Below are 22,122 nucleotides of genomic sequence, written 5' to 3'. Positions count from 1 at the left end.
ACATGTGGCGCGCATTCGGCCAAACCTGGCGGGCCATCCTGCGTGATCCAGCCGCGATCCTGCTGTTCTTCGTCGGCGGCATCGTCTATTCCTTTTTCTATCCGCTTCCCTACAGCAAGGAAAGCGTGCAGCGCGTGCCCATTGCAGTCGTGGACCAGGACCGCACTTCCTTGTCCCGGCAGGTCACACGCTATGCGGCGGCCCATCCTTCCGTTAATGTAGTGGCCGTCTCGCCAACGATGGCGGAAGCGCAGGACCTGCTCTGGCGTGGCGAGATCGCGGGTACGCTGTTGATTCCAGCCGGCTTCACCGAAAAAATCCTGCGCGGCCGGCAAGGCGAACTCGACCTGTCCGGCAACGGTGTCTACATGATGCTCAACAAGGCTGCTCTGAATGGGCTCGCGGAGGCGGTAGGTACGGTGTCCGCCGGTATCGAAATCAAGCGCCTGAATGCAACCACGCCTTCCGCCGCGCAAGCCATGGCGCAACGCCAGCCGCTGACCGTCATTCCGGTTCCCTTGTTCAATGTGCGCGAAGGCTATGGCGCTTACATCGTGCCGGGAGTGATGGTTCTCATCATCCAGCAGACACTGCTGATCGCCGTCGCACTGATGTTCGGCACCTGGTTCGAATCCGGCGGCCTGCCCTACGACACGCGACTGTCCTCGTACAGCGGCGTGCTTGCCGCTTACGCGTCGGTGACCATGCTCAACGCGCTCTACTTTTTCGGCTTCGTGCTGTGGTGGCAGGACTATCCGCGCGGCGGCAACATCACGGGCATGCTGGTTCTCGTGCCACTGTTCTCCCTCACGGTGGCCGCATTCGGCATGCTGCTCGGCACTTTGTTCCGTACCCGCGAGCGTAGCGCCCAGTTGCTGGTGGCGACCGCCCTTCCCATCATGTTCCTTTCAGGGCTCACCTGGCCAGTCGAGGCGTTGCCGGCGCCGCTGCATGCACTGCGCTGGCTTTTTCCATCGACGGCGGGAATTCAGTCCTTCATCGCCGTCAACCAGCTTGGCGCCTCGCTGCCGCAGGTCCGGCAGGAAGTCGTCGCGATGCTATTGCTGGGCGCGGCTGCGATGTCCCTGGGCTTCTGGCGCTGGCGAACGCTGCCGAGGGAACGAACGGCCGGAAGCCCGTAGTGATGCCGTGCTGAAACGCGACGAATTGTGTTTCGCCGCCCTTGATCATGGATAAGTCCGTTGATTGACGTTAACGTTAACGTCAGGTAGAGTCGCTACGATTCCACACAGCGGTGCTGCCGATATATGGCACCCGGCATTCGTGCCGGACGCGGTGCATCCATCACAATCAGACCAAGGGCCGGAAGCTGTGTCTTCCCGGTTTTGCTGCGACACCTCCGTCCTTTGATCCCATCATTTTTGACGGAGGTAGACAACATGAGCGGCTTCGATGCCTTCCTTAAAGCGCGCGATTTCCTGCTGGCACATCGCGGCGACTATGACACCGCATACCGCGAATTCCGCTGGCCGGCACTCGATGAATTCAACTGGGCGCTCGACTATTTCGACAACATGGCACGAGGGAATGGCAATCCCGCGCTGTGGGTAGTCGACGAATCCGGAGCAGAGCAGAAAATCTCGTTTGCCGAAATGGCGGAGCGCTCCAACCGCGCAGCAAACTTCCTGCGCGGCGTCGGCGTCACCCGCGGTGACCGCATTCTGATGATGCTTGGCAATGAAGTGCCGCTGTGGGAAATCATGCTGGCCGCGATGAAGCTGGGCGCAGTGCTGATTCCTGCCACAACGCTGCTGTCGCAAGACGACCTGCGCGACCGCCTCGAGCGTGGCAACGTCAAGCATGTCGTGATCGGCCAGGCGCACGTCGACAAGCTGAACGGGCTCGCCGGGAACTGCACACGCGTCTGCGTGGGCGGCGCGCCCGAGGGCTGGCAGCCTTTCGATTATGCAGGCCACTCCGCCGAGTTCAAGCCGGATGGCGTGACCAAGGCAAGCGATCCGCTGCTGCTCTACTTCACCTCCGGCACCACCTCTAAACCGAAGCTGGTGCTGCATTCGCATCAAAGCTACCCGGTCGGCCACCTGTCTACCATGTACTGGATCGGCCTGCAGCCGGGAGACGTCCACCTCAACATCTCCTCGCCGGGATGGGCAAAACATGCATGGAGCTGCTTCTTCGCACCGTGGAATGCCGGCGCCTGCATCTTCATTTACAACTATGCGCGCTTCAATGCGAAGGCCATGCTGGGCGTGCTGGAGCGCTACCAGGTCACCACCATGTGCGCGCCGCCGACGGTGTGGCGCATGATGATCCAGGAGAACCTGTCCGAGTACCGCGACCGCCTGAAGCTGCGTGAACTGATCGGCGCCGGCGAGCCGCTCAATCCGGAGATCATTGATCAGGTGCGCAATGCGTGGAACATCACCCTGCGCGACGGCTTCGGCCAGACCGAAACCACGGCGCAGATCGGTAACTCGCCCGATCAGAAGCTCAAGCCGGGATCGATGGGCCGACCCTTGCCTGGCTATCGCGTCGCGCTGCTGGATGCGGATGAGCGCGAAGCGAATGAAGGTGAAGTCTGCCTGGCGCTCAACCCGGCGCCGACAGGACTGATGCTCGGCTACATGGACAGTCCGGAGAAGACCGCGGAGGTCATGCGCAACGGGTACTACCACACGGGCGACGTGGCCAGCCGCGACGAGGACGGCTACATCACTTACGTCGGCCGCGCAGATGACGTGTTCAAGGCATCGGACTACCGCATCAGCCCCTTCGAACTCGAAAGCGTACTCATCGAGCATCCTGCGATCGTCGAAGCCGCCGTCGTGCCCAGCCCGGATCCGGTCCGCCTCGCGGTGCCCAAGGCATTCATCGTCCTGCGCGGCGACTCCCCCCCGAACAAGGAACTGGCCAAGGAGATCTTCGTCTTCCTGCGCAACCACCTCGCGCCCTTCAAGCGTATCCGCCGCATCGAATTCTCCGACCTGCCCAAGACTATTTCAGGAAAGATTCGCCGCGTCGAACTGCGCAATATCGAAGCTGCCCGCCGCAGCAGCGGGGAAAAGAGCGCGATGGAGTTTTTCGAGGAGGACTTTCCTGAGCTGAAGGGCTGATCGTTCTGGATGTCCAAGGAAGACACTTGGCGTGCTCCACGAAACACACAGAAATTCTGTCGATTTCCGTGACATCCGTGGTGTACGCCGAGTGCTTTTCGTGGGCAAAAAAAAGTGCGCTCCGGATCAGCCGTAGCTCGACAGGCTGTTAAAGCACTGCCAGCGGATTTTCATCCCCCTCTTCCGCGTATTGCTCGGAACGCAATACGCGTGCCGCTTCGACACCCACCTTCACGACCATTGCTGAATGCCCATAAGGCACCCGGCAATTGTCGTCGATGAACCTGCCTTCATCGGTGACGAATCCAGTCTTCACTTTCGGCTTCTTGATGCCGAACTCGTTATACGCAGTCTCGCTCCCCCAGAGATGCTTTTCCTTTTCACCCAGTTCATGCCACTGCACGTAATATCGCGCGATGTTGTCGATGTCGCATAGTCGCATCCAGGCAGGATGCTTCTCGCACCACGCAAGCGCCATCCGGGCGGCCAGACGCGTCGTGTACTGCTGGTTCACTTCTTTCTCCCTCAATTCCTTGTGAACGATCCGCAAACGGATCTACACCTTCCGGGAAGCGCTGCATTGGCAGGTTTGCCACGCTCTTTCCGCTTTCCGGCACAAGCGGGTTGCAGAGCAATTTCCGTACCAAATTTCCGGCACAATCAGTCTCATTGCGCTCGGATGCGACTTGAACGACATCGGCGCGCAAAGGTGTGCAATGCCCGCATTCATGCGCGAAAACCGCCATGCGGCGCCGCTCCGGCAAACCGCTCCTTCGCGCCCTCTTTCCCGATATCGAGAACCGTTGATGCCAACACCCGCCAATCAGAGGCATCATGCACGCCGGAGTCGAAGCGGAATATCGGCCGGGCGCTGCCGTCGTTGCCTTTGCGCAGTCAGCGATGCGCATCACCACGTTGTGCTGCCCAAAGACGGTCACACACGGGCCGGATCGTGCGAGCAATGCAGCCGCTGCGTGGCACGCCTGACAAGGTACGGCAGGAGTGCGATGGACAGCACGATACCGATGGCCGGCGGCGTCCGGATCATTACCGGCGTAATGTTGCACATTCGGTATCGCGGCCGACAAGTTGCATGCCGACAGTGCCCTGCCCTTGCATCTTTTGCCATCACGCGGGAGCTGCCTGCGGGTGCAAAAAATATGGATCGGCAAAAGCCCAGTGAACAGCCCGTACCGCAACAGGTCTTATTGCTCATGCAGCGTGGCTGCGCCATGCCCTTTCAATCGCCGGATTATAATTTCGGCCTTCGCCTGTCAGGATGCTGCGCATGTCTCTGCTCGACCACCAGCTTGAACTTTTGTCCCCCGCCAAAACTGCCGAGATCGGCCGGGAGGCCATCGTGCACGGCGCGGATGCCGTCTATATCGGCGGCCCGTCGTTCGGCGCGCGACACAACGCCAGCAATCCGATCGAGGACATCGCCAGCCTGGTGGAATTCGCGCACCGTTACCATGCCCGCATCTTCGTGACGATGAATACCATCCTGCATGATGCAGAACTGGAAACAGCACGCAAACTGGCCTGGCAGTTGTATGACGCCGGCGTGGATGCGCTGATCGTGCAGGACATGGGCCTGCTCGAAATCGACCTGCCGCCCATCCAGCTGCATGCCAGCACCCAGTGCGACATCCGCACGCTCGACAGGGCCCGCTTCCTGGGGGCAGTGGGCTTCTCCCAACTGGTCTTGGCGCGCGAACTGAGCCTCGAACAGATCCGCAAGATCCACGAAGCGATCGATACGCCGCTGGAGTATTTCATCCACGGCGCGCTGTGCGTGGCGTTTTCCGGCCAGTGCTACATTTCCCACGCGGACACCGGGCGCAGCGCCAACCGCGGCGACTGCTCGCAGGCTTGCCGCCTGCCCTACACGCTGACCGATGATCAGGGCCGCGTAGTGGCCTATGAGAAGCACCTGCTGTCGATGAAGGACAATGACCAGAGCCGCAACCTCGAAGCGCTGATCGATGCAGGTATCCGCTCATTCAAGATCGAGGGGCGCTACAAGGACATCGGCTATGTGAAGAATGTCACCGGTCACTATCGCCGCTTGCTCGACGATGTCCTGGAACGCCGGCCCGAATTCGCGCGTGCCTCCAGCGGGCGCACGCGCCTGCTGTTCACGCCGGACGTGGACAAGAATTTCCATCGCGGCCACACCGAATATTTTGCCAACGGACGGCAGCCCGATATCGGCGCCTTCGATTCGCCCAAATATCTGGGCGTAAAACTGGGCGTGGTCAGCCGCATCGGCGCCGACCATTTCGATCTGGTGACCGACGCGCCGATGGCCAATGGCGACGGGCTGAATTACATGCACAAGCGCAGCACGGTCGGCATCCAGGCGAATCGCGCAGAAAAGCTGGGCGAAGATGCAGAAGGCCAGCGCTGGCGCGTCTTCCCCAACGAAGTCATGAGCGACTTGCCCGGCCTGAAGGTTGGCAACGAAATTCACCGCAACCGTGACCACCAGTGGGAAGCCGCCTTGCAGAAGAAGTCGGCGGAACGCAAGGTCGCACTGCAGTTGACGCTGAGCGAGCATGACGGCGGCTTGCGCCTGACGATTTGCGACGAGGACGGCATCGTCAGCACGACCGATGCGGACATCGCACTGCAGCCGGCGCAGCAGGCCGAACAGGCGGAAGCGTCCTTGCGGGCCAGCCTTGCCAAACTCGGCAACACAATGTTCGAGGCCGCGCAGGTCACGCTGTCGTTGTCGCAAGCCTGGTTCTTGCCGGCATCGGTCATCAACGCGTTGCGGCGCGACGCGATCACCGCACACGAAGCCGCACGCCTGGCCGCCTGGCAGCGTCCACCGCGCAAGGCGCCGGCCGAGCCGCGCCCCACGTATCCCGAAACGCAGCTCTCCTATCTGGCCAACGTCTACAACGAGAAAGCGCGCGTCTTCTATCACAAGCATGGCGTGCAGCTAATCGACGCGGCCTACGAAGCACACGAGGAAGCAGGCGAGGTATCGCTGATGATCACCAAGCACTGTCTGCGTTTCTCGTTCAACCTCTGCCCAAAGCAGGCAAAAGGCGTGCAGGGCGTGCAGGGCCAGGTGCGCGCCGATCCAATGACGCTGGTCAACGGCGACGAACGTTACACGCTGCGCTTTGACTGCAAGGCGTGCGAAATGCACGTGGTCGGCGCCATCAAGCCGGGCATCCTGAATTCACCGCCGCCGTCCGACGTGCCATACAGCCCATTGGTTTTCCACCGCAAGCGCCCTCGCGGCTGAGGAACAACCCGTCACGCAGCATCAGTCGCTGAGTGCCGACGGCTTCATCCAGGGTGTGGCACTCCCTTGGTCCGCGCCGTGCTGCCGCAGCATTTCACGGAATGCGGGCTGCCAGTTCAGCAGTTCCTCCACGGTGCCCACATCCTGGACCTGGCCGTTTGCCATCAATATCACTTTGTCGAAGTGGTGCAGCAGGCTCATGCGGTGAACGGAAGCCACGATGCAGGTGTCGGGCAATGCTGACCTGATCCGTCCGAATACGGTCTCCTCGGTGATCGGGTCGAGCGCACTGGTCGGTTCATCGAGGAACAAAAGGGAATTGCCCCGCGCCGCAAGCAGGCCCCGCGCAAGGCAAAGCCGCTGGCGCTGGCCACCCGAAAGATTGCATCCGCGTTCCGACAGCGGCATCTCCATGCCCAATGACATATCGGCCATGACGGCATCAAAGGCGCTCACGCTGACCACCTCTGCGATCTCTGGATCCGCGTGCTCGCCGGAGAGCGAAATATTGTCCCGGATCGACGCCTCGAACACATCGGCTTCCTGTGGAATGAGCGTGGCGATGCTGCCGAGGTGGCAAGTAGCCGGGTAATGTTTTCCGTCGACGTCGATGTGCTGGCTGTGCGGGCTGTATTGGCCCGCCAGCACGCGCATCAAGGTGCTTTTGCCTGCACCGCTGGGGCCGACCAGCGCGATGCGTTCGCCGCGCCGGAGCGTCATCGCGATCTTCTTCAAACCGGAACCGGCATGGGCGGCTTTGCCGATGGTGCTGGCATCCGCATCGCCACCCACTGCCACGGCATGTTCGTAGCACAAGTCGCTGATGTCGATGCGCTGCCAGTCATCCGGGATCGGCACGCCAGATTCCGGTCGATCGGTCGCCGTCCAGATCGCCTCCGCGCTCGCCAAGTCGCTGCGTGCCCGCGCCATCGTCTGAAGCTTGTCCGCCACGCCAAGCACCACCGTCCTTGCCTGCTGCGCGTATTGATGGACAAGAAATATGCCGCCGATGCGGATGGCGCCGCTGCGATTACTCATCCATACCGTTGCGGCGACAAGAACCCAGGTAATGCCCAGGCTGAACAAGTCGGCTATGCACCACTTGGCCTCGACGAGGGTGATGCTCTTCCGTGCCGGCACGAAGACCTTGTCGAGTTTTTCATTCACCATGCGGCCTGAACGGTCCTGCATGCGAAAGGACATGACCGTCGCGACATTGCCGAGGAAGTCCAGCAGTTTGGCCTGGTGTTTGCGCTCGGCGGCGTTCTCTTCTCTGGCGAGACGCATCAAGGTCACATCAAACCTGATCATCACGATCCCGACGAGGCCGTATCCGGCCACAGCGATTGTGCCGAGGAGCGGCGAGAAAAACATGATCGCAGCCGCAGCCCCGGTGAACTGGACCACCGTCCTGATGTACTGGAACTGGTTCTGCGTAAAACCATGCAGCGCAAGCGACGCCTGGCTGATGCGCTGTTGCAGCTCGCCGGAATGATGCCGGTCATGCCACGCGAGGGGCAGGCGCATCAGCTTTGCATAGAGCGCATTGGTGAAGTTCCGGCGCACGTGCAGCGCAATGCGTCGCTCGCCGACTCGGGCCGGACCATGCAATGACCACGCGATCACGGCCGCAGCGAGAATGGCCGCTCCATAAGCGGCGGCGGTCGACAATGCCTGCGGCCCATTCTTCTGCAGCGCGTCGAGGGCGCGTGCGCCTAACCAGGGAGAGGCCAGATCCATCAATGCGGCGCCGGCCAGCATCAGCCATGACAAGCCCAGCTTGCACCGCGCGCCTGCGGCATGGCGCCACATATTGAGATAAAGACCACCGTGCCTGGGGCTCTGAGTGCTGCGGCCCTCATGGAGGCCGCGTGCGTCCAGTCCCTTGCTGCGGACGAACGGCATGAACTGGAACAGCATATTCGGTAAACCATCGCACGCCAAACCCGGCGCGGCGTTTCAAGAGAGAAGAGAGATCAATCGGGAGGGAGAGTGAACGGCAAATTTCCTGCGTTCAATCCTATCATGCAGGCACGCTGCGTTTCGCGTGGGTGTGGCGGCGAAGTCACACGAAACGGCCTCGCGACACACCTCATGGCGACAATGGCAAGTACAAAGGAATTGTGGGTTGTGGCTGCTCAGTCAGGCGAGCAGTCCGCCGCGAAACGAAACACCAACCACGACGAACAGCACCGATACGGCGGTGACCAGCCTGATTCTGCGCGCCATGACGGGCAGCGTCTCTGCACTGAGATTGGGGATGATGCGAAATCGTGCGTCCACTGCCAGGACCGCGGTGGTGGCGAGCAGCGCCAGTTTGAAGGTGATGAGCCGAGAGGGCGAGGACGCAACGGACAACCACGCTGCGATGTCGGGCAATATGTTATGCGCCATCCACAAACCGGAGACGACCTGGATAAGCAAGGCCGGCATGCCGATGCGTTCATATCCCGACTCGAACGCGAGAAGGATTTCGGGATCGCGTGCGGCGAGCGCGCGTGGCAGGACCGCCATTGCCAGCACAAGATGCCCGCCGGTCCAGACTGTGGCGGAAAGAACATGCAGCAGAAGAACGTAGCTATACATGGAAGGTAAAACCAGGTGTGTCGATCGAGGATGCCATGGACGACACGCGATGAAGATGCCGGCCGGGAACCCACATGTTAAATTGCCGCGGGATAAGACTCAAATTGTTTTGGACGGTTTTGCAGATGGCGCGCCACCCTTGCGGATGACGCGCGCATGCAAACCTCCCGCACAAGCGGCAGGCGCCACAGCCCGGAGACAAGGTACGCTCGTCTACTCGCGAATCTCGGGTTCAACCAGCTTGCCGAGCAATACCAGCGATTCCTGCCAGCCGAGATAACAAGCCTCCACTGGAATGACCTCGGGTATGCCTTCCTGCACAACGTTCAACTCGACGCCGCAGGATACCGCGCGCAGGGTCACCGTCGTTTGCATCATGCCTGGCAGGTTCGGATCATCGAATGTGCCTGTGTAACGAATGCGCTCATGCGGCACCAGTTCAAGATAGTCCCCACCGAAGGAATGGCTATGGCCATTGGTGAAGTTGGTAAACGACATTCGGTAGTTTCCGCCCACGGTTGCTTCGAGATGGTGAACCTTTGCGGTGAAACCATTTGGCGGCAGCCACTTGACCAAGGCATCAGCATCGAGGAATGCGCGGTAAACACGCTCTGGCGTGGCCTTGAGGACACGATGAAGACGGGCAGTATTGGTAGACATGATCGGTTTTCCCAAAAACAGAGGACGGCCCTCTGTATCTTACGACGAATGAAGACGTGGAAAATCGACAGCTTGCATGGCAACAGGTTGTCTCGATAGGCGATCGGCCATGCTCACCAGAATGGGAAGGCGATGCTTGCCTGCCAGGGATCTGACCCATTCTGCTGCGGCATGGATATCCACGCCGGCAGCCGTGACGAAGAGCGGTTTGCCTGAGGTACCCCGCCAGACCGGTACGACGTCAGCACACGCCTCGCCTCCGGCAAACGCCGTCTTTGCGATGCCGACCACCGGAACACGGCGTTGCAGCGTTTCATACAGGCGTGCTCCGAGTCCGGCCCGTGCGAGTGGCGGCAACCAGACGTAGCCATCGATGACGAGCATATCCGGCAGCGCAGGAAGCAATCGGAGCACGGAAATAAGACACGGCAATTCGCGAAGATAAAAACTGCCGGGCTGATAGGGCCGCACCTCCTTGATGACATCGACACAGGAGCACAGCGCCGCTTCGGCTGTCCATGAGTCAGCGACGATGCATGCCGCCTGCGCTCCGCGGGTGTCGTAATGCACATCAAGAAAGCCGATGGTCATGGGATGTCGTGGTTATGAGGGTGGGGCGCGTGGCGAGCAAGATGGACTGCCGGACCTCATTTCGTTCGCTTGCCTTTCTGCGCCCAGAACGCCTGCACAGCCTGCATGCGCCGGCGACCGTCATTGGGCGCCGGGAGGACGATTGTATTGAGCGACGCATGTCCGAGGTTTTGTTGCAGGACGTCGAAAGGTACGCCGGCGTCGATGGAATGCGCACCGTGGGTATGACGCAACCAGTACGTGCTGGCGGCCTCGAAAGCTTGTGCGCCTTTCGGATCCGTCGAGGCGAGTTTCGCGGCACAAGTAGTAAAGAAATCCTTCAACTGGGCATAAAGGGTGCTGGTCGCGATCCCCTCTTTGGAATCAAACGCCGTGGTGCGTTCGGGCGACCACGGCGCGCGCTCCGCGACGTCGATGGCCTTGCCGAACAGGAATGCGCCGCGATTCGCGTGGTCCTTGATGTCGGATGCAAGACCGCGCGCAACGAGATACGCGGACAGCTCATCAACCAGGTCGAACGGCACGGGCACTCCCCGTAGAGTCTCACCTTTCCCGCGGACAGTGAGTTCCCAGCCTTCGACGATCTCGTCACCGGGCTTGTCGCCGGGGTAACTCATCCAGTCCAGGTGATCGAGCTTCGCGGCGACGGCTTCCGACAACCGGAGCCCCGTCGCATAAAAGAAATGCAGCGCGAAGCGCAAGCGCTGGTTGGCCGAGGTGGCTGGAAGATGGTCAAGCTGGTCTTCGATGAGTTCCCACTGCTCACGACTGAAGCGGCGCTCGGTGGCGGGTCGGGAAGCGGATTTTGGCGGAGCGACATCATTCCATGGATTCCCGATCAGGTAGTACTGGTCCACCAAGAACTTGAAAAGGTTCTTGAGGATCGTGATCGCCTGAGCCTGGGCGCGTGGAGAGAGCGGCGCTTCGAAGGGTCGCCACAAAGGGCCCCATTTTTCACGTCCGCGCGGCCCGCACCAGCGCTCCGCCGGCAAGGGATTGGCAAGGAAGGCCCGGTAGGTCTGGCAGTCCTCGGAGGTCATGGACGACAGTGCTTTGCGACGCTCGACGATAGCCCACAGCAGGAAGCGTTCGGCTTCCTTGCGGTAGGCACGCTGCGTGTGGGAGAGATAGTTCAGCCATGAGGCCTGCCCTTCCGGTGCAGCGGGATCCACACGTCTCTTGCGTTTGAGCGCCGCAGTCTGCTCGGAAGACAGGCCCGGTTTTGCCTTGATCCACGCGAGCACGGCGCCAAGGTCGGTTTTCGCATCAATCCGGCACAACTGCCGCGGCGCGCGATAGAGACCATTTGCACCATCCAGTGCCGATGGCACAACGAGTTTTTCCAGAGGAACGACAGCCGTCGAAGCTTGCACAACGCGGGCAAGTTCGTGGGGCCGCAGCGCCGAACGTTTGATATGCACATGCGCGCCGATCGTCAGGCCGAGCGATGCTTCATGCGCGTGCAACCAATCCATGATCCGCTCGGCTTTGGCAGCACCGATGGCGCGCAGACCGGTCCACCAACGCTTGCCGAGTCCGTTGATCCGGTCGACGAGCTGGCGAACGGATTTGATTCCACCCGCGTCAAGATGAGCTACGAGGTCAGGATGCAGCCAGGAAGCGATCGGGTCGTCGGGATGCGGCGGCTGTGCGACCAGCTTTTCGAGCCAGGCCAGCGCGTCGAGCTGGCGGGCGACGACACGCACACGACGCGACTGGCGCTGTGTGTGCTGTCCATGGTGCGCTTCGTAATACTCGAGCTGTTCGGATTCGGAGAAGTCGAGCAGTCCATGCTCGATCGCGAAATCCTCCAGTGAGGGAAGCGCCTGCTCCTTGTCGGTAATCCGTGTGGCGTCCAGCCGTACGAGGCGCGCGGTACCGTAGCGTTCGTGGCGTTTGGCGGCGGCGGCGAATTCGTCGCGTATCCATTGGACCGTGCGCCGGACATTGCGGATGTCGTCATGCTCGCCTTCGATGCGCAGATACCGGTTCCAGCTTTCGCGAGTATCGAGACCCTGTACGACAGCGCGCATGAACGCGACATGGCCGAGATGCAGCTTGCGCGAATGCGCCGTGCCGGATCGAGCTGGAGGGACAGGCGTGGAAACGGGATACGCGGGCGCCTCCCCTGTCATGCCTGGCCCGATTGCCGCCTGCGAGGCAGTACCTGAGGCAGCGTCGCTCCCTTCGATGCCATGTTTGGACATATTTTTCTGTACTGCGGGAAATGATCGAAAGTTGCCAGTAAGGGCCCACTCGGCGGCCGAACCGCACCACTACGCAGCGGCGCTCTAAGTTGTTGATCTAGCTGGCACTTTTGTGGCACTACTGCAACTATCGTGAATTTTACAACAGTTTTTGCGGTGCTTGATAATATGAATTTTAAGGAGCGCATTCAAGATCTGCGTACGGCAATTGTGAGAGCGTGATCCAACGAGGATCATGGGAAGTGTCGCCGGCGGCCGAGGTTCCTCGCAAGGGGTGGCACGTGGCAGAGCCACGGAAAACAGGAAAGGTGAGATCGCACAGGGACCGAATCCAGGAACGTTCGAAGGGAGCGCGGTGCAGAGGCATAAGGATCTGCCTTGAGGGTCAAATGTTTCCGGCCAACTGAATAAACAGAAGGACAAAGAGAGCTATCCTCATCTCGAAGGACCGTGGTGATCCCTAGAGGCAGTACGTCAATCATCAATGTCTTTGGTGGGGAACGAACAAGCAAGTTGCCTATGTCAGAGCTCACAAAGGGGATGCATATGCTCTGCAAAGGCAAAGGTGAGAGTATTCAGGGACCGAACACTGCTGTGGCGGCTGCTCCTATCGATCCGCGGCAGCCGGGTATCGACCATTGCGAGGTAAATATAGCCGACGGAACGCCACATGGTCCGGTAATGAGTCGTTGGGGATGAGCGGTGTTTTCGCCTATGCCTACGATGGTGCCCTGCTATCTCAATGGGACGCGGGCTATGTGAAGAATGGGGCATGCCGTCCATGTGATCCGCATCCCGAGGTCTGAACAGATTGATACTGCAGGAAGTGGCATTGACTGCATGGGGTGAGGCGACATCTGGGCGGAGAAAGCTGACAGCTCACGCCGATGGGATGAGCCAAGATCTGCAAAGGTGAGAATATCCGGGGATTGGAATACCCGCAGATTTCAGTGACCCGAGGCTGGGTCTAAGCGGGCAGATCATGCGTAAATCAATTGCCTCCACCGTATGCGGAAATTGGTGCAGCCGAGGAGACCTGCTGGACTTCACGCACCTGCGCCATCCTGGGTGAATTTTTGGGAGCAAGGGGCAGGTCGTCCTGCCCAGCTATTTCGCTGCACCGGCATCATCGCGAATGAAAGCCGCGGATGATAATGGATTGCGGACTGCTACGGCCCGGTCCGGTTTCATGTCCAGTTGCCAGGAGCGGTTATGCATCTCACGCTTCCCGATCTGCATCTCCGCTTGCCGTCGTTGGCCCCCGTGGGCATCACCCGTTTCGCCGAGATGCGGCATATTGCGCACGCGCTCCTGCCACGTCTGTTTGCTTTGTGCAGAACTTAAGACTAGATTGCACGTCGCTCGCCCCCTCCTTGTCCCGATCAAATATCAGGCGCCGCTTCACAAACCTGGCATTTCGCGAATTTGCCTGGCAAGTGGGGTGCAGATGCCCGCTGTCGGCAATTGAATTTCCTAAGCTATTGATTTTTAAGGACGTGATAGTATCACCAATGCTTTTCAAAACAAAAGAGCCCGGCATTTGCCGGGCTCCAATGTGATTTTTTTGCTGCGACCAGTGGGGAATCGTTCCTGGTTCAGTAATTGGTTTTTTCTAAGTCATTGATTTTAAAGCCGGTGATAGTATCACCGGCAATTTCCGCCTTATTTCGTCTGCATCGCGCGGCGCTCAAGCACTTCGCGAATCGCGTCTTGCACAGCTTCCGCTTCCTCGGCGGATTGAAACTGGATACGAAGGACTTTATCCGCACGTTGAATTGCGCAATAAGTCGCCCTTCCGATCTTGATGCGAATCGGTTCAGGCTTGGCAGCCCCTGCCTTCGCAATGATATCGACTGCTGCTTCCCTGACAGCCCGTGCCTGGTCGATTTCACCCGCGGCGAGTCGTGCAATCGCGCGCACCACTTGCTCCGCCCTCCCCTTCTTGGCAAGACCCGCCAAGTCCTGCGCTGCGTTGGCGCCAAGCGCTTCCGGCCTGTCGTTCAGGATAGTGATGGCATCAGACGGCAGATCATCGAATGCCATGAGTTGCGTCACAAAGGAGCGCGACACCCCAGCCCCTTCCGCAACCTGGGCGTGCGTCAGATCCGGATGCTTGGCAATGATCTTTTTGAACCCCAGAAATTTTTCAAAGTCCGGCAAGTCCGGCTGCAGCAAATTGGCGTAGAAAGCGTTGATCTCTGCCTGGTCATCATCGCTCTCGAGCAGCGCCGCGGGAATGGAGGTGCGGCCCAATTCGCGGAACACCTCGACACGGTTGTTGCCCGAAACAATCTCGAATCCGCCCTCGGCCCGCTTGCGCACCGTGATTGGCGTGACCAGCGGGTTATTGCGAAGATTCTCTTTCAGCTCGTTGTACTGCTGTTCAGTCAGCTTGCGGCGGCGCCCGCCAACCTCATGCAACTGGTCCAGCGCGATTTCACGCGTACCGGAAGCCTCCGCTTCCTTCAGCTTTACCTCGAGTTCCTCGACCCTAGCCTCGGCAGCGTCCAATCGCTGCGTAGCGTTCAGGAACATGCCAGGGGCACTCCTCGGCGCCTTTTCTGCCGGTTTCTCAACATTTCGGGCCTTGATGCCTGCGGTTTTCGCGCCCAGCTTGTCGTAAATACTCATCATTGCCTCCACGCGATAGCTAATTGGTCCAGCACATAATCGGCCAGGCGGTCCAGCGGATCCTTGAAGCGACGGTATGCCTCCGCGCTGCCGTCCGGTTTACTCAGGTCATAAATCGTCTTCAACTGTGCAGAGGCCGTCCGTGCAGCCGTGCTGTCAGGAATTTCAATGCCATTGATATGCGCGCCGTAGGCCTGCTTCATCCAGGTCTTGACCAGGCGCGAGATCTCGTTTGCCTGAACCTTGGTATAGATGATCGAGATGAAGTCGTAGTGTTTTTCGTTGGCATTCGGCAGCCCATCAACCAGCTCGGAAAAAATTCCCCAGAACTGCACGCTGGAAGCAAAATCGAGCGCATCCGGAGGGCAGGGCATCATCAGACCATCCGCCGCGATCATCGCGTTCACCGTCAGGTGCGACAGGCTGGGGGAGGTGTCAATCAGGATCAGGTCGAAATCCTCGCGCAAGGGTTCCAGTCCGATCTTCAGCATTTCCCAGAAGCGAAATCCACGCTGCGACATCGCCTTCGCCGGAATGGCGAACTCCGCCGCAAGCAAGCCGCTCGAGGCCGGGATGACTGACAGGTTGGTCCAGTAACTCGCTTGCACGGCATAACGCAAATCCGCTTCGTCACCGTGAATGTAGGGCATGATGGTTTGCTCGACTTCGACGTCCTGTTCCGGGCTGATCCCGATCAGCTGCGTCGCCGTACCCTGACCGTCGCAATCGACGACGAGGACCTTCAGTCCGCGCAATGTCAGCGCCTGTGCGAGCGCGACGGTCGTGCTCGTTTTCGCCACACCGCCTTTATAGTTACAGACCGCGATGACCTTGCCAGCCTTGTTCTCTGGACGAGAAGGGTAGGGGCCGATCGCCCTGACCCAGGTTATTGCATCTTCCAGGCTGTATTCCTTTGCCTTCGAGCCTTCTGGCTTTTGCCCCGCCGGCAGATTATGCTTCTGTGTCAGATATTTGATCTGCGTCTTGTCCACCCGGCACAACTCGGCGATGGCAGTGCTCGAAAATGTCGGTGCGACCTTGCGCGGATGCGGTTCGATCATGGCGTCGCGCACCTGCGACAGAACGTCGGCCGCCGTGCTTGCCAGGTTATCGAGGTCATGCATGCTGACCCGCTGGAGATTAACTTGTTGATTCGCCTGTTGCGTTTCCATTTCTGCTCCCTGTAATATGGAATTTTCTGCATTTGTGGTATGTTACTCTCAAATGCAGAATATTTCGAACTTTTAAGAAGGAGCTTGCTAATACCGGGGCTAGCTTGATATGCCAATACAACAGGACTCGATAAAACCTGTTCGAATGGCATCTATCGATATCCCTTGCATCTCGCGTCTCTCCAGGCCGGTTTTACAGAGAGGCTGGAATTGCTCAAGTGTGGAAGGTGAGTATTTACGGGGATCTCAGAAGTACCCGCACTGATTTCGAGGCGTCTGGACCTGTCAGGCTCACTATAAGGCTCGATATCGAAGGGCAGGGAAGGGGGAAGTAGCCATCAAGCCGGGAAAAACGCCCCTAATCACGTTCTGCAGAATGAATAGGTGAGCTTCTACAGGCACCACGTCCTCTGCGCTTATCTCGCACTGCTTCCACGTGCACCAAAGGTGAGCTTTTACGGGTAGCTCACTCCCTGTAGAACCTCACCCAACAACAATCCCCTCAAAGAGTAAGCACATGCTCGCTCCGCGGCCTCTCAACTCCTACTCCCAAGCCTAGTTGACCATTCATTCCCGACAGGTGAGACTCTACGGGGACCCCCATCCATCCCTTCCTCGTGCAAAGCCTCCAAAAAGGCTCCACAGCCCCGCAGCGCCTGCAATTTTCACTCCGTGGCGTTGAGTCCCGAAATAAGCTCAAACGCCGGGCTTAGTCACGATTCCGCCACCCAAAGGTGAGACTCAACAGGGATCAAATTCCGTCAACGTGAGCTTTTACAGGGACCACGGCATATCAGTTATCGCCGCGTCTACCGATCTTCAAATCCGGCGGACGCTCGTCTTCCCAAGGTGTCTCCCATATTCAAAGGTGAACCTTTACGGGGATCTGAATCCTCTCCGCCGAACGCCATTGCCACAAGAGCTTTCAACCAGCCACTTCCTTGTAAACCGCGGTCGCCAGACGGCACCCACTGACATGAGCCCCTTCTGAATTGCCATCGCCCCCAAAAGGTGAGCTTTTACAGGTAACGTATGTGTCAACGCCATACACTCGTCTGCAACGGGCAAGCTTATTCACGCAGCAGCTTCAAACCAACCCGCGATTCAAGCGAGCGCTCTCCGGGCGATCTTTTCCCCGCCCATCGATAGTCAACCCGCTGAAAGCGGCTTTCCTCTTTTTTTTGGACCTAGGATGTTTCACATCAGCGTGCAAGTCCTCCCGTGTTTGCATTTTCTCTGCCTTGCGCCGATCCCTTTGAGAGCTTGAAAAGTAAACACCTTAAAACCTTGTAAACCTTAAATTTGCCGAAACACAATGCCAGCAATGCTTTTCAGCCGATATGGTGAGCTTCTACAGGAAGCAAGGTGAGGTTCCGCAGGGATGATGGTGAGTGGATACAGGATAGGTCGTGAACTGCGGTGAGCTTGCACAGGATGGATGGTGAGTGGATACAGGGGATCGGTCGCGAAAGGGTGAGACTCTACGGGGAGTAGCGACAGCGGTTTCTCGACATCACAGCGAATTTCGGGCTCTCGTCCCCGAAAGGTGATTGCAGTTGGTTCACTTTTAGTGCACCATTCCAAAGGTGAGCGGAATGAGATGCCCGTTCCTCACCTTTGATCACCATGACAATCAAGAAAAAGTCCGGCAAGTCGGCACCATCTTCCAGCACCGATCTCAAGGAATTTCGCAAGACGAACGAAGCGATCGGCCTGCGTGTTTCCGAGGGAAGGCTTTCCCTTTTGTCGCGCAAGATTTTCAATGTCATGGTCTATCACGCGCAGCGCATGCGCACCAAGGGTGAGAACGCTCCCATTGATACTGAAGTCGCGAAGAACTATTACTGGATTCCGATGGCGGAACTGGCGCGTGACGCTGCGTACGACAGCCGGGACACCGAGCTCTTCAAGGAGCAGGTCCAGGAACTGCAGAACATTCGCATCTTCTCGGAAGACGCCATCCAGTGGACGAGCGAGCGCCTGGTTTCGTCGGTCAAGCTCGTGAATCCGCGCGGGTTGAAGAAGCAGGGCGGCATGCTGTGGTTCGGGTTCGCATTTCCGCCCGAAGTGGAGAGTATGGTGATGGCGCCGGGGTCCTATACCAAACTCTCCGTGTACTATCAGGCGCTGTTGCGCAGCGGCGCAAGCCTTGCCCTTTATGAGATCTGCCGGCGTTACGCGACCAATCCCTCCAAGGTGACGAACCGGGCCGACTGGGAATGGTGGTACGGCGCCCTGACCGGCAACCCGGTCGGCGAATCGATCCCCGAGTACAAGTACTTCAAGCGTGATGTGCTCAAGTACGCGATCAGTGAAATCAACATGGTCACCGATATCAATGTCGAGCTGATCGAACACAAGCAGGGAAGACGCGTCGCGAGCTTGCAGTTCCGCGTCGTTCCGGCGCAGCAGGAGTCGCTGGCGCTGCCCGCACCGCCGGTCATCGACGGCGAACTCGTCAAGCGCATGATGGCGCTTGGCCTCTCGCAGGACGACGCCTGCAACCTGTTGGCAACCACGGAAGATGGCAAGCTGCGGGCAACGCTGGACCTGACGGAGGCTCGCATGAAGAACCCGAAGGCGGCCAAGCTGACGTCGCCCGCCGGCTATTTCAAGCAGGCCCTGCGCGACGGCTATGCGTCGAATACTGATATCGCAAGAAAGAACATCCAGAAGATCGAACAGCAGCCAAGCGTGGATGCGTCGATCGAGGCCATCAAGGAACGCTACTTCGTGGAGCGCGCCAAGGACGCACTGGCCATGTACCATGAACTCGACGAGCCCGAGCAGGACGAATGGCTCGAGCGCTTCAGGCACAGCGATGGCGCCAAAGGCCTCAATCTTGCGCGCGGCCTCGCCACCAACAGCGCACGAACCGCATTCAGTATGTGGTTCGCCGGGCAGCAGTGGCCGGAACCGACCGACTCCGATCTGCTGCGTTTTGCCGCGGTGGCGGTGACCGGCGCAGCGCCCAAGGCCAAATAAGCCTCTCTGACTAAGCTTCTCTGAAGACGGCTTGCCCCGCGCCACCCACCGGCCGGCCGTGTTTCACGATGGCACATGGTCTACCCGCAATGCGCTGACCTGTCGCCACCGTCGCAGAACCTGCAACAGAACGTTACACGTTCCACCGCCGAGGCTCCCGATATGGCATCATCAAATGCCACATCAGGAAGACGCCAATGACCGGAAATCAACTCGATCTGTTCAACAAGCCGAGCGGACGCACCGCCATACTCACGGCGTCGGGCTTCGTGCTGGACCTGACTACTCCTGATGCAACCGGATTGCCGGTGGAGGACGTCGCGCGCGCGCTGGCCTACCAACCGAGATGGTGTGGCGCGACAAAGCAGTTCTACTCGGTGGCCGAACACAGCGTCATGGTGTCGCGCCTGGTCCCTGAGCAGTTCGCCTACGATGCGCTCTGGCATGATGCCGTCGAATTTATCCAGGGCGACTGGCCATCGCCATTGAAGGTGTACCTGGGGCGCGACGAGATCAATCGCAAGCTCGCACCGATCGAGGAAGCGCTGGCGCGCCGCTTCGGCTTCGCACTGCATCTCCCCGAGGTGAAAAAGGCCGACCTGGTGGCGATGGCGACCGAGCTGCGCGACCTGTTGCCGGGCGCTTGGATGGATTGGGGGCATCTTCCTCCGGCCAGCCCCGAAACAATTGAACCGGTCGGCCCGGAGCGTGCTTTTGCGCTGTTCCTGGCGCGCCATGACGAGGTGAAGCATCTCGCACAGCCGGAGAAAAAACAGGCGCCGGCGCGCCGTCGTACCACGCGCAAGAAAACTGCATAAGCCAGCGCCCGCGCGTCGACAGCTCAGCGAAATATCATCGGTCCCATCCAGGCGACAACGATGGCGATCAGGATGGTGAGCGGTGTCCCCACCTTGACGAAATCCATGAACCGGTACTGGCCCGGATTGAAGACCAGCAAGTTGCCCCAATGTGCGATCGGTGTCAGGAAGGAGGTCACCGAAGCGAACGCGACGGCCAGCACATACGGTTCGGGCGGACGACCCATCGCGTGTGCGAAGGCAATGGCAACAGGGCCGAACACCGACAGCGTGGCCGTATCCGACAGCACCTGAGTCAACAGGCCCGACGCGGCGAAAATTGCCAGCAGAATCCAGAATTCCGGCAGGTTGCCGATCCAGGAGTGCAGCAGCTGTCCCATCAGCGCCGCCAGCCCTGTTTTCTGCATGGCCATGCCAAGCGGGATTGCGCCCGCAATGAAAAGGAAGATGCGCGTATCGACTGCTTCATAGGCCTGATTGGTCGTGATGCAGCCGAACAGCACCATCGCCACGGCGCCGGCCACTACCACCACCTCGAGCGGAAATACGTTGAGTGATGCAATCGCGATCACGCCGAGCATGATGGCCGCCGCGCGCTTTGCGGTGCGCGGACGCGGTGTGCCGGGGAAGGGGGCCATCAGCAGGCTCGGCTGTTCCTCCGTCAGGTGACGGACCTCTTCTTCGTCGCCTTCCAGTACCAGCACGTCGCCGGCTCGCAGCAGCACCCGGTCAATGGCCTCGGAAGTCGGCGCACCTTGGCGCGACAAGGCAACGACGACGATGCCATAGCGGCGCTGCAGCCCGGCCTTGCTGATGGTGCACCCGATCAGGTCGGAGCCAGGCATCACAACGGCCTGTGCCAGTCGCGCGTTCAGTTCCTCTCCTGGTGTCTGCGTTTCTGCTCCCGGCAGGCCGAAGCGTTCAATCGGCTTGAGCTTCAACCCTTCCGGCTCCTGGCGCAGTGTGGCGAGATCATCGGAGGTGAGGCGCACCAGCAGTGTGTCGCCAGCCGCGAACCTGGTCGACTCGCCCGGGGAGTTTAATGCCTTGTCGCAGCGCATCCATTTGAGGATCTCGAACGATTGCAAACCAAGCTTCTTGAAGCGGTCCGGCCCTTCGCCCACCAGCGCCGACTCGGACGGTATCGTCACCTCGGCGAGATATCGACCCTGCTCGAAGATGCCGTTGCCCGTGCCCTGGCCGCGATGCGCCGGCAGCAGGAAGCGACCGATCAGCAGCACGTACAGGACGCCGAGGATTGACAGCAGCAGTCCGATCGGCGCAATGGAAAACAGGCCAAGCGCCGGCCTGCCTGCTTTCTGCAGGAGCGCGCTGGCGAAGAGGAAGGCAGGCGCGCCGATGATGGCGATCGTGCTGCCCAGCGAGGCGGCGAATGAAAGCGGCATCAGGAGCTTGGATGCAGGAATGTTCCGCTCGCGCGATAGCCTGAGCAGCACCGGCAGCATGATCGCTGTCGGCGTGACATGTTCCGTGAAGGTGGAAAACGCCGAGACACCGAGCATCACGACCGCCAGCATGCGTGACTCGGTCGCTCCCGCCAGGCGCACGATCCATCCCGTGACAACGTCGGCCACACGCGTCAGCTGCAGCGCGCGGCTCAACACGAAAATCGCGGCAATTACCAGCGCAGGTTCGCTGCCAAGCCCGGAAAACGCTTGTTCGGGCGACAGGATCCCGGTCAGCGCCAGCGCGAGGATGATCAGCAGGCCGACAAGGTCCACGCGCAGGCGGTCGGTGACCAGCACAACAAGCGTCACGACGGCGATGATGAGATAAGTGATCTGGGGTGTCGTCAGTGAGTGCATGTGATGTTGGCGTGCGGAAGTTTCAGGACGGATTCCATCCCGGTAAGAACGCTGTTTGCAGCGGGAGAACACATGCTCGAAGCCACGAGCAATTAGCGTTCCAGCGTGGCCTTGCCCGCGCCAACGGCAGAAGTGCCAATCGAAAAATTCAATCGTTCACGCAGTACGCCTCGCTCTTGCATCGAAATTCGCTACTTATTTTTTGCGCTCACTCTCGGTAGAGTAAAAAAGAGCTGCGGCGTGTGCCGCGGTCGGAAGATTACTGTTTGCAACGCAGCGGCGAGGTCGGCTG

Annotated in this window: 15 protein-coding genes; 5 read left to right on the top strand and 10 right to left on the bottom strand. The window is 59.6% G+C overall.

Annotated elements, in window-relative coordinates; genetic code table 11:
- The first annotated feature begins 2 nt into the window (after window positions 1-2).
- Window positions 3-1,142, top strand: a complete 1,140-nt coding sequence (locus VJ698_RS03355) for an ABC transporter permease (RefSeq protein WP_324101263.1) — start codon at window positions 3-5, stop codon at window positions 1,140-1,142.
- 258 nt (window positions 1,143-1,400) lie between these two features.
- The gene (locus VJ698_RS03350; protein WP_324101262.1) at window positions 1,401-3,095 is read left to right on the top strand and encodes an AMP-binding protein; all 1,695 of its coding nucleotides are present in this window, start codon (window positions 1,401-1,403) and stop codon (window positions 3,093-3,095) included.
- A gap of 148 nt (window positions 3,096-3,243) precedes the next feature.
- On the opposite strand, the gene VJ698_RS03345 is transcribed toward VJ698_RS03350, so the two are convergent.
- Together VJ698_RS03345 and VJ698_RS03340 are read right to left on the bottom strand one after the other, a co-directional pair.
- Window positions 3,244-3,609 (bottom strand): hypothetical protein, encoded by a 366-nt coding sequence (locus VJ698_RS03345; protein WP_324101261.1) that lies wholly within the window; start codon window positions 3,607-3,609, stop codon window positions 3,244-3,246.
- A gap of 420 nt (window positions 3,610-4,029) precedes the next feature.
- A complete protein-coding gene (locus VJ698_RS03340) occupies window positions 4,030-4,164 on the bottom strand; it encodes a hypothetical protein (protein ID WP_324101259.1) in 135 nt (44 codons plus the stop codon).
- Between the two features lie 219 nt (window positions 4,165-4,383).
- Here VJ698_RS03340 and VJ698_RS03335 point away from each other — a divergent pair, with 219 nt between their 5' ends.
- The gene (locus VJ698_RS03335) at window positions 4,384-6,354 is read left to right on the top strand and encodes a U32 family peptidase (protein WP_324101257.1); all 1,971 of its coding nucleotides are present in this window, start codon (window positions 4,384-4,386) and stop codon (window positions 6,352-6,354) included.
- A 21-nt stretch (window positions 6,355-6,375) separates the two neighbouring features.
- On the opposite strand, the gene VJ698_RS03330 is transcribed toward VJ698_RS03335, so the two are convergent.
- The 7 genes from VJ698_RS03330 to VJ698_RS03300 all read right to left on the bottom strand — a co-directional run bounded on the left by VJ698_RS03330 (window position 6,376) and on the right by VJ698_RS03300 (window position 16,201).
- Window positions 6,376-8,274 carry an ABC transporter ATP-binding protein gene (locus VJ698_RS03330; protein WP_324101256.1) on the bottom strand — a complete coding sequence of 633 codons (1,899 nt, stop codon included), beginning with the start codon at window positions 8,272-8,274 and terminating at the stop codon, window positions 6,376-6,378.
- A 222-nt stretch (window positions 8,275-8,496) separates the two neighbouring features.
- Window positions 8,497-8,940 (bottom strand): CopD family protein, encoded by a 444-nt coding sequence (locus VJ698_RS03325; RefSeq protein ID WP_324101255.1) that lies wholly within the window; start codon window positions 8,938-8,940, stop codon window positions 8,497-8,499.
- A 213-nt stretch (window positions 8,941-9,153) separates the two neighbouring features.
- Window positions 9,154-9,600, bottom strand: a complete 447-nt coding sequence (locus VJ698_RS03320; protein ID WP_324101254.1) for an SRPBCC family protein — start codon at window positions 9,598-9,600, stop codon at window positions 9,154-9,156.
- A 39-nt stretch (window positions 9,601-9,639) separates the two neighbouring features.
- Window positions 9,640-10,191, bottom strand: coding sequence for an endonuclease V (locus VJ698_RS03315; protein ID WP_324101253.1), 552 nt, complete (start codon window positions 10,189-10,191; stop codon window positions 9,640-9,642).
- Between the two features lie 56 nt (window positions 10,192-10,247).
- Window positions 10,248-12,398, bottom strand: coding sequence for a phage integrase family protein (locus tag VJ698_RS03310; RefSeq protein ID WP_324101252.1), 2,151 nt, complete (start codon window positions 12,396-12,398; stop codon window positions 10,248-10,250).
- A gap of 1,662 nt (window positions 12,399-14,060) precedes the next feature.
- Complete coding sequence (locus VJ698_RS03305; protein ID WP_324101251.1) at window positions 14,061-15,032, bottom strand: ParB/RepB/Spo0J family partition protein; 972 nt, start codon at window positions 15,030-15,032, stop codon at window positions 14,061-14,063.
- On the bottom strand, window positions 15,029-16,201 hold the full coding sequence (locus tag VJ698_RS03300) for a ParA family protein (protein WP_324101249.1): 1,173 nt from the start codon (window positions 16,199-16,201) through the stop codon (window positions 15,029-15,031). Before VJ698_RS03300 ends, VJ698_RS03305 begins: the two co-directional genes overlap by 4 nt.
- A gap of 1,626 nt (window positions 16,202-17,827) precedes the next feature.
- On the opposite strand from VJ698_RS03300, the gene VJ698_RS03295 reads away from it, so the two are divergent.
- Window positions 17,828-19,186: a replication initiation protein gene (locus tag VJ698_RS03295; RefSeq protein ID WP_324101248.1), complete on the top strand. Its 1,359-nt coding sequence runs from the start codon at window positions 17,828-17,830 to the stop codon at window positions 19,184-19,186.
- 197 nt (window positions 19,187-19,383) lie between these two features.
- Entirely contained in the window at window positions 19,384-20,004 is a 621-nt protein-coding gene (locus tag VJ698_RS03290; RefSeq protein ID WP_324101247.1) for a hydrolase, read from the top strand.
- Window positions 20,005-20,027: 23 nt separating this feature from the next.
- On the opposite strand, the gene VJ698_RS03285 is transcribed toward VJ698_RS03290, so the two are convergent.
- Window positions 20,028-21,830 carry an SLC13 family permease gene (locus VJ698_RS03285; protein ID WP_324101246.1) on the bottom strand — a complete coding sequence of 601 codons (1,803 nt, stop codon included), beginning with the start codon at window positions 21,828-21,830 and terminating at the stop codon, window positions 20,028-20,030.
- Between the last annotated feature and the right edge of the window lie 292 nt (window positions 21,831-22,122).

The sequence above is a fragment of the Noviherbaspirillum sp. genome (genome assembly GCF_035254685.1).
GTDB lineage: Bacteria > Pseudomonadota > Gammaproteobacteria > Burkholderiales > Burkholderiaceae_D > Noviherbaspirillum.
This window is presented reverse-complemented; position numbering and strand designations above follow the sequence as displayed.

Excerpts from the sequence above, each read along its gene's own strand:
- VJ698_RS03285 (WP_324101246.1), bottom strand. The coding sequence starts at position 21,830 with ATGCACTCACTGACGACACCCCAGATCACTTATCTCATCATCGCCGTC.
- VJ698_RS03300 (WP_324101249.1), bottom strand. The coding sequence starts at position 16,201 with ATGGAAACGCAACAGGCGAATCAACAAGTTAATCTCCAGCGGGTCAGC.
- VJ698_RS03330 (WP_324101256.1), bottom strand. The coding sequence starts at position 8,274 with ATGCTGTTCCAGTTCATGCCGTTCGTCCGCAGCAAGGGACTGGACGCA.
- VJ698_RS03305 (WP_324101251.1), bottom strand. The coding sequence starts at position 15,032 with ATGATGAGTATTTACGACAAGCTGGGCGCGAAAACCGCAGGCATCAAG.
- VJ698_RS03325 (WP_324101255.1), bottom strand. The coding sequence starts at position 8,940 with ATGTATAGCTACGTTCTTCTGCTGCATGTTCTTTCCGCCACAGTCTGG.
- VJ698_RS03290 (WP_324101247.1), top strand. The coding sequence starts at position 19,384 with ATGACCGGAAATCAACTCGATCTGTTCAACAAGCCGAGCGGACGCACC.
- VJ698_RS03355 (WP_324101263.1), top strand. The coding sequence starts at position 3 with ATGTGGCGCGCATTCGGCCAAACCTGGCGGGCCATCCTGCGTGATCCA.
- VJ698_RS03350 (WP_324101262.1), top strand. The coding sequence starts at position 1,401 with ATGAGCGGCTTCGATGCCTTCCTTAAAGCGCGCGATTTCCTGCTGGCA.
- VJ698_RS03320 (WP_324101254.1), bottom strand. The coding sequence starts at position 9,600 with ATGTCTACCAATACTGCCCGTCTTCATCGTGTCCTCAAGGCCACGCCA.
- VJ698_RS03295 (WP_324101248.1), top strand. The coding sequence starts at position 17,828 with ATGACAATCAAGAAAAAGTCCGGCAAGTCGGCACCATCTTCCAGCACC.
- VJ698_RS03340 (WP_324101259.1), bottom strand. The coding sequence starts at position 4,164 with ATGTGCAACATTACGCCGGTAATGATCCGGACGCCGCCGGCCATCGGT.
- VJ698_RS03335 (WP_324101257.1), top strand. The coding sequence starts at position 4,384 with ATGTCTCTGCTCGACCACCAGCTTGAACTTTTGTCCCCCGCCAAAACT.
- VJ698_RS03315 (WP_324101253.1), bottom strand. The coding sequence starts at position 10,191 with ATGACCATCGGCTTTCTTGATGTGCATTACGACACCCGCGGAGCGCAG.
- VJ698_RS03310 (WP_324101252.1), bottom strand. The coding sequence starts at position 12,398 with ATGTCCAAACATGGCATCGAAGGGAGCGACGCTGCCTCAGGTACTGCC.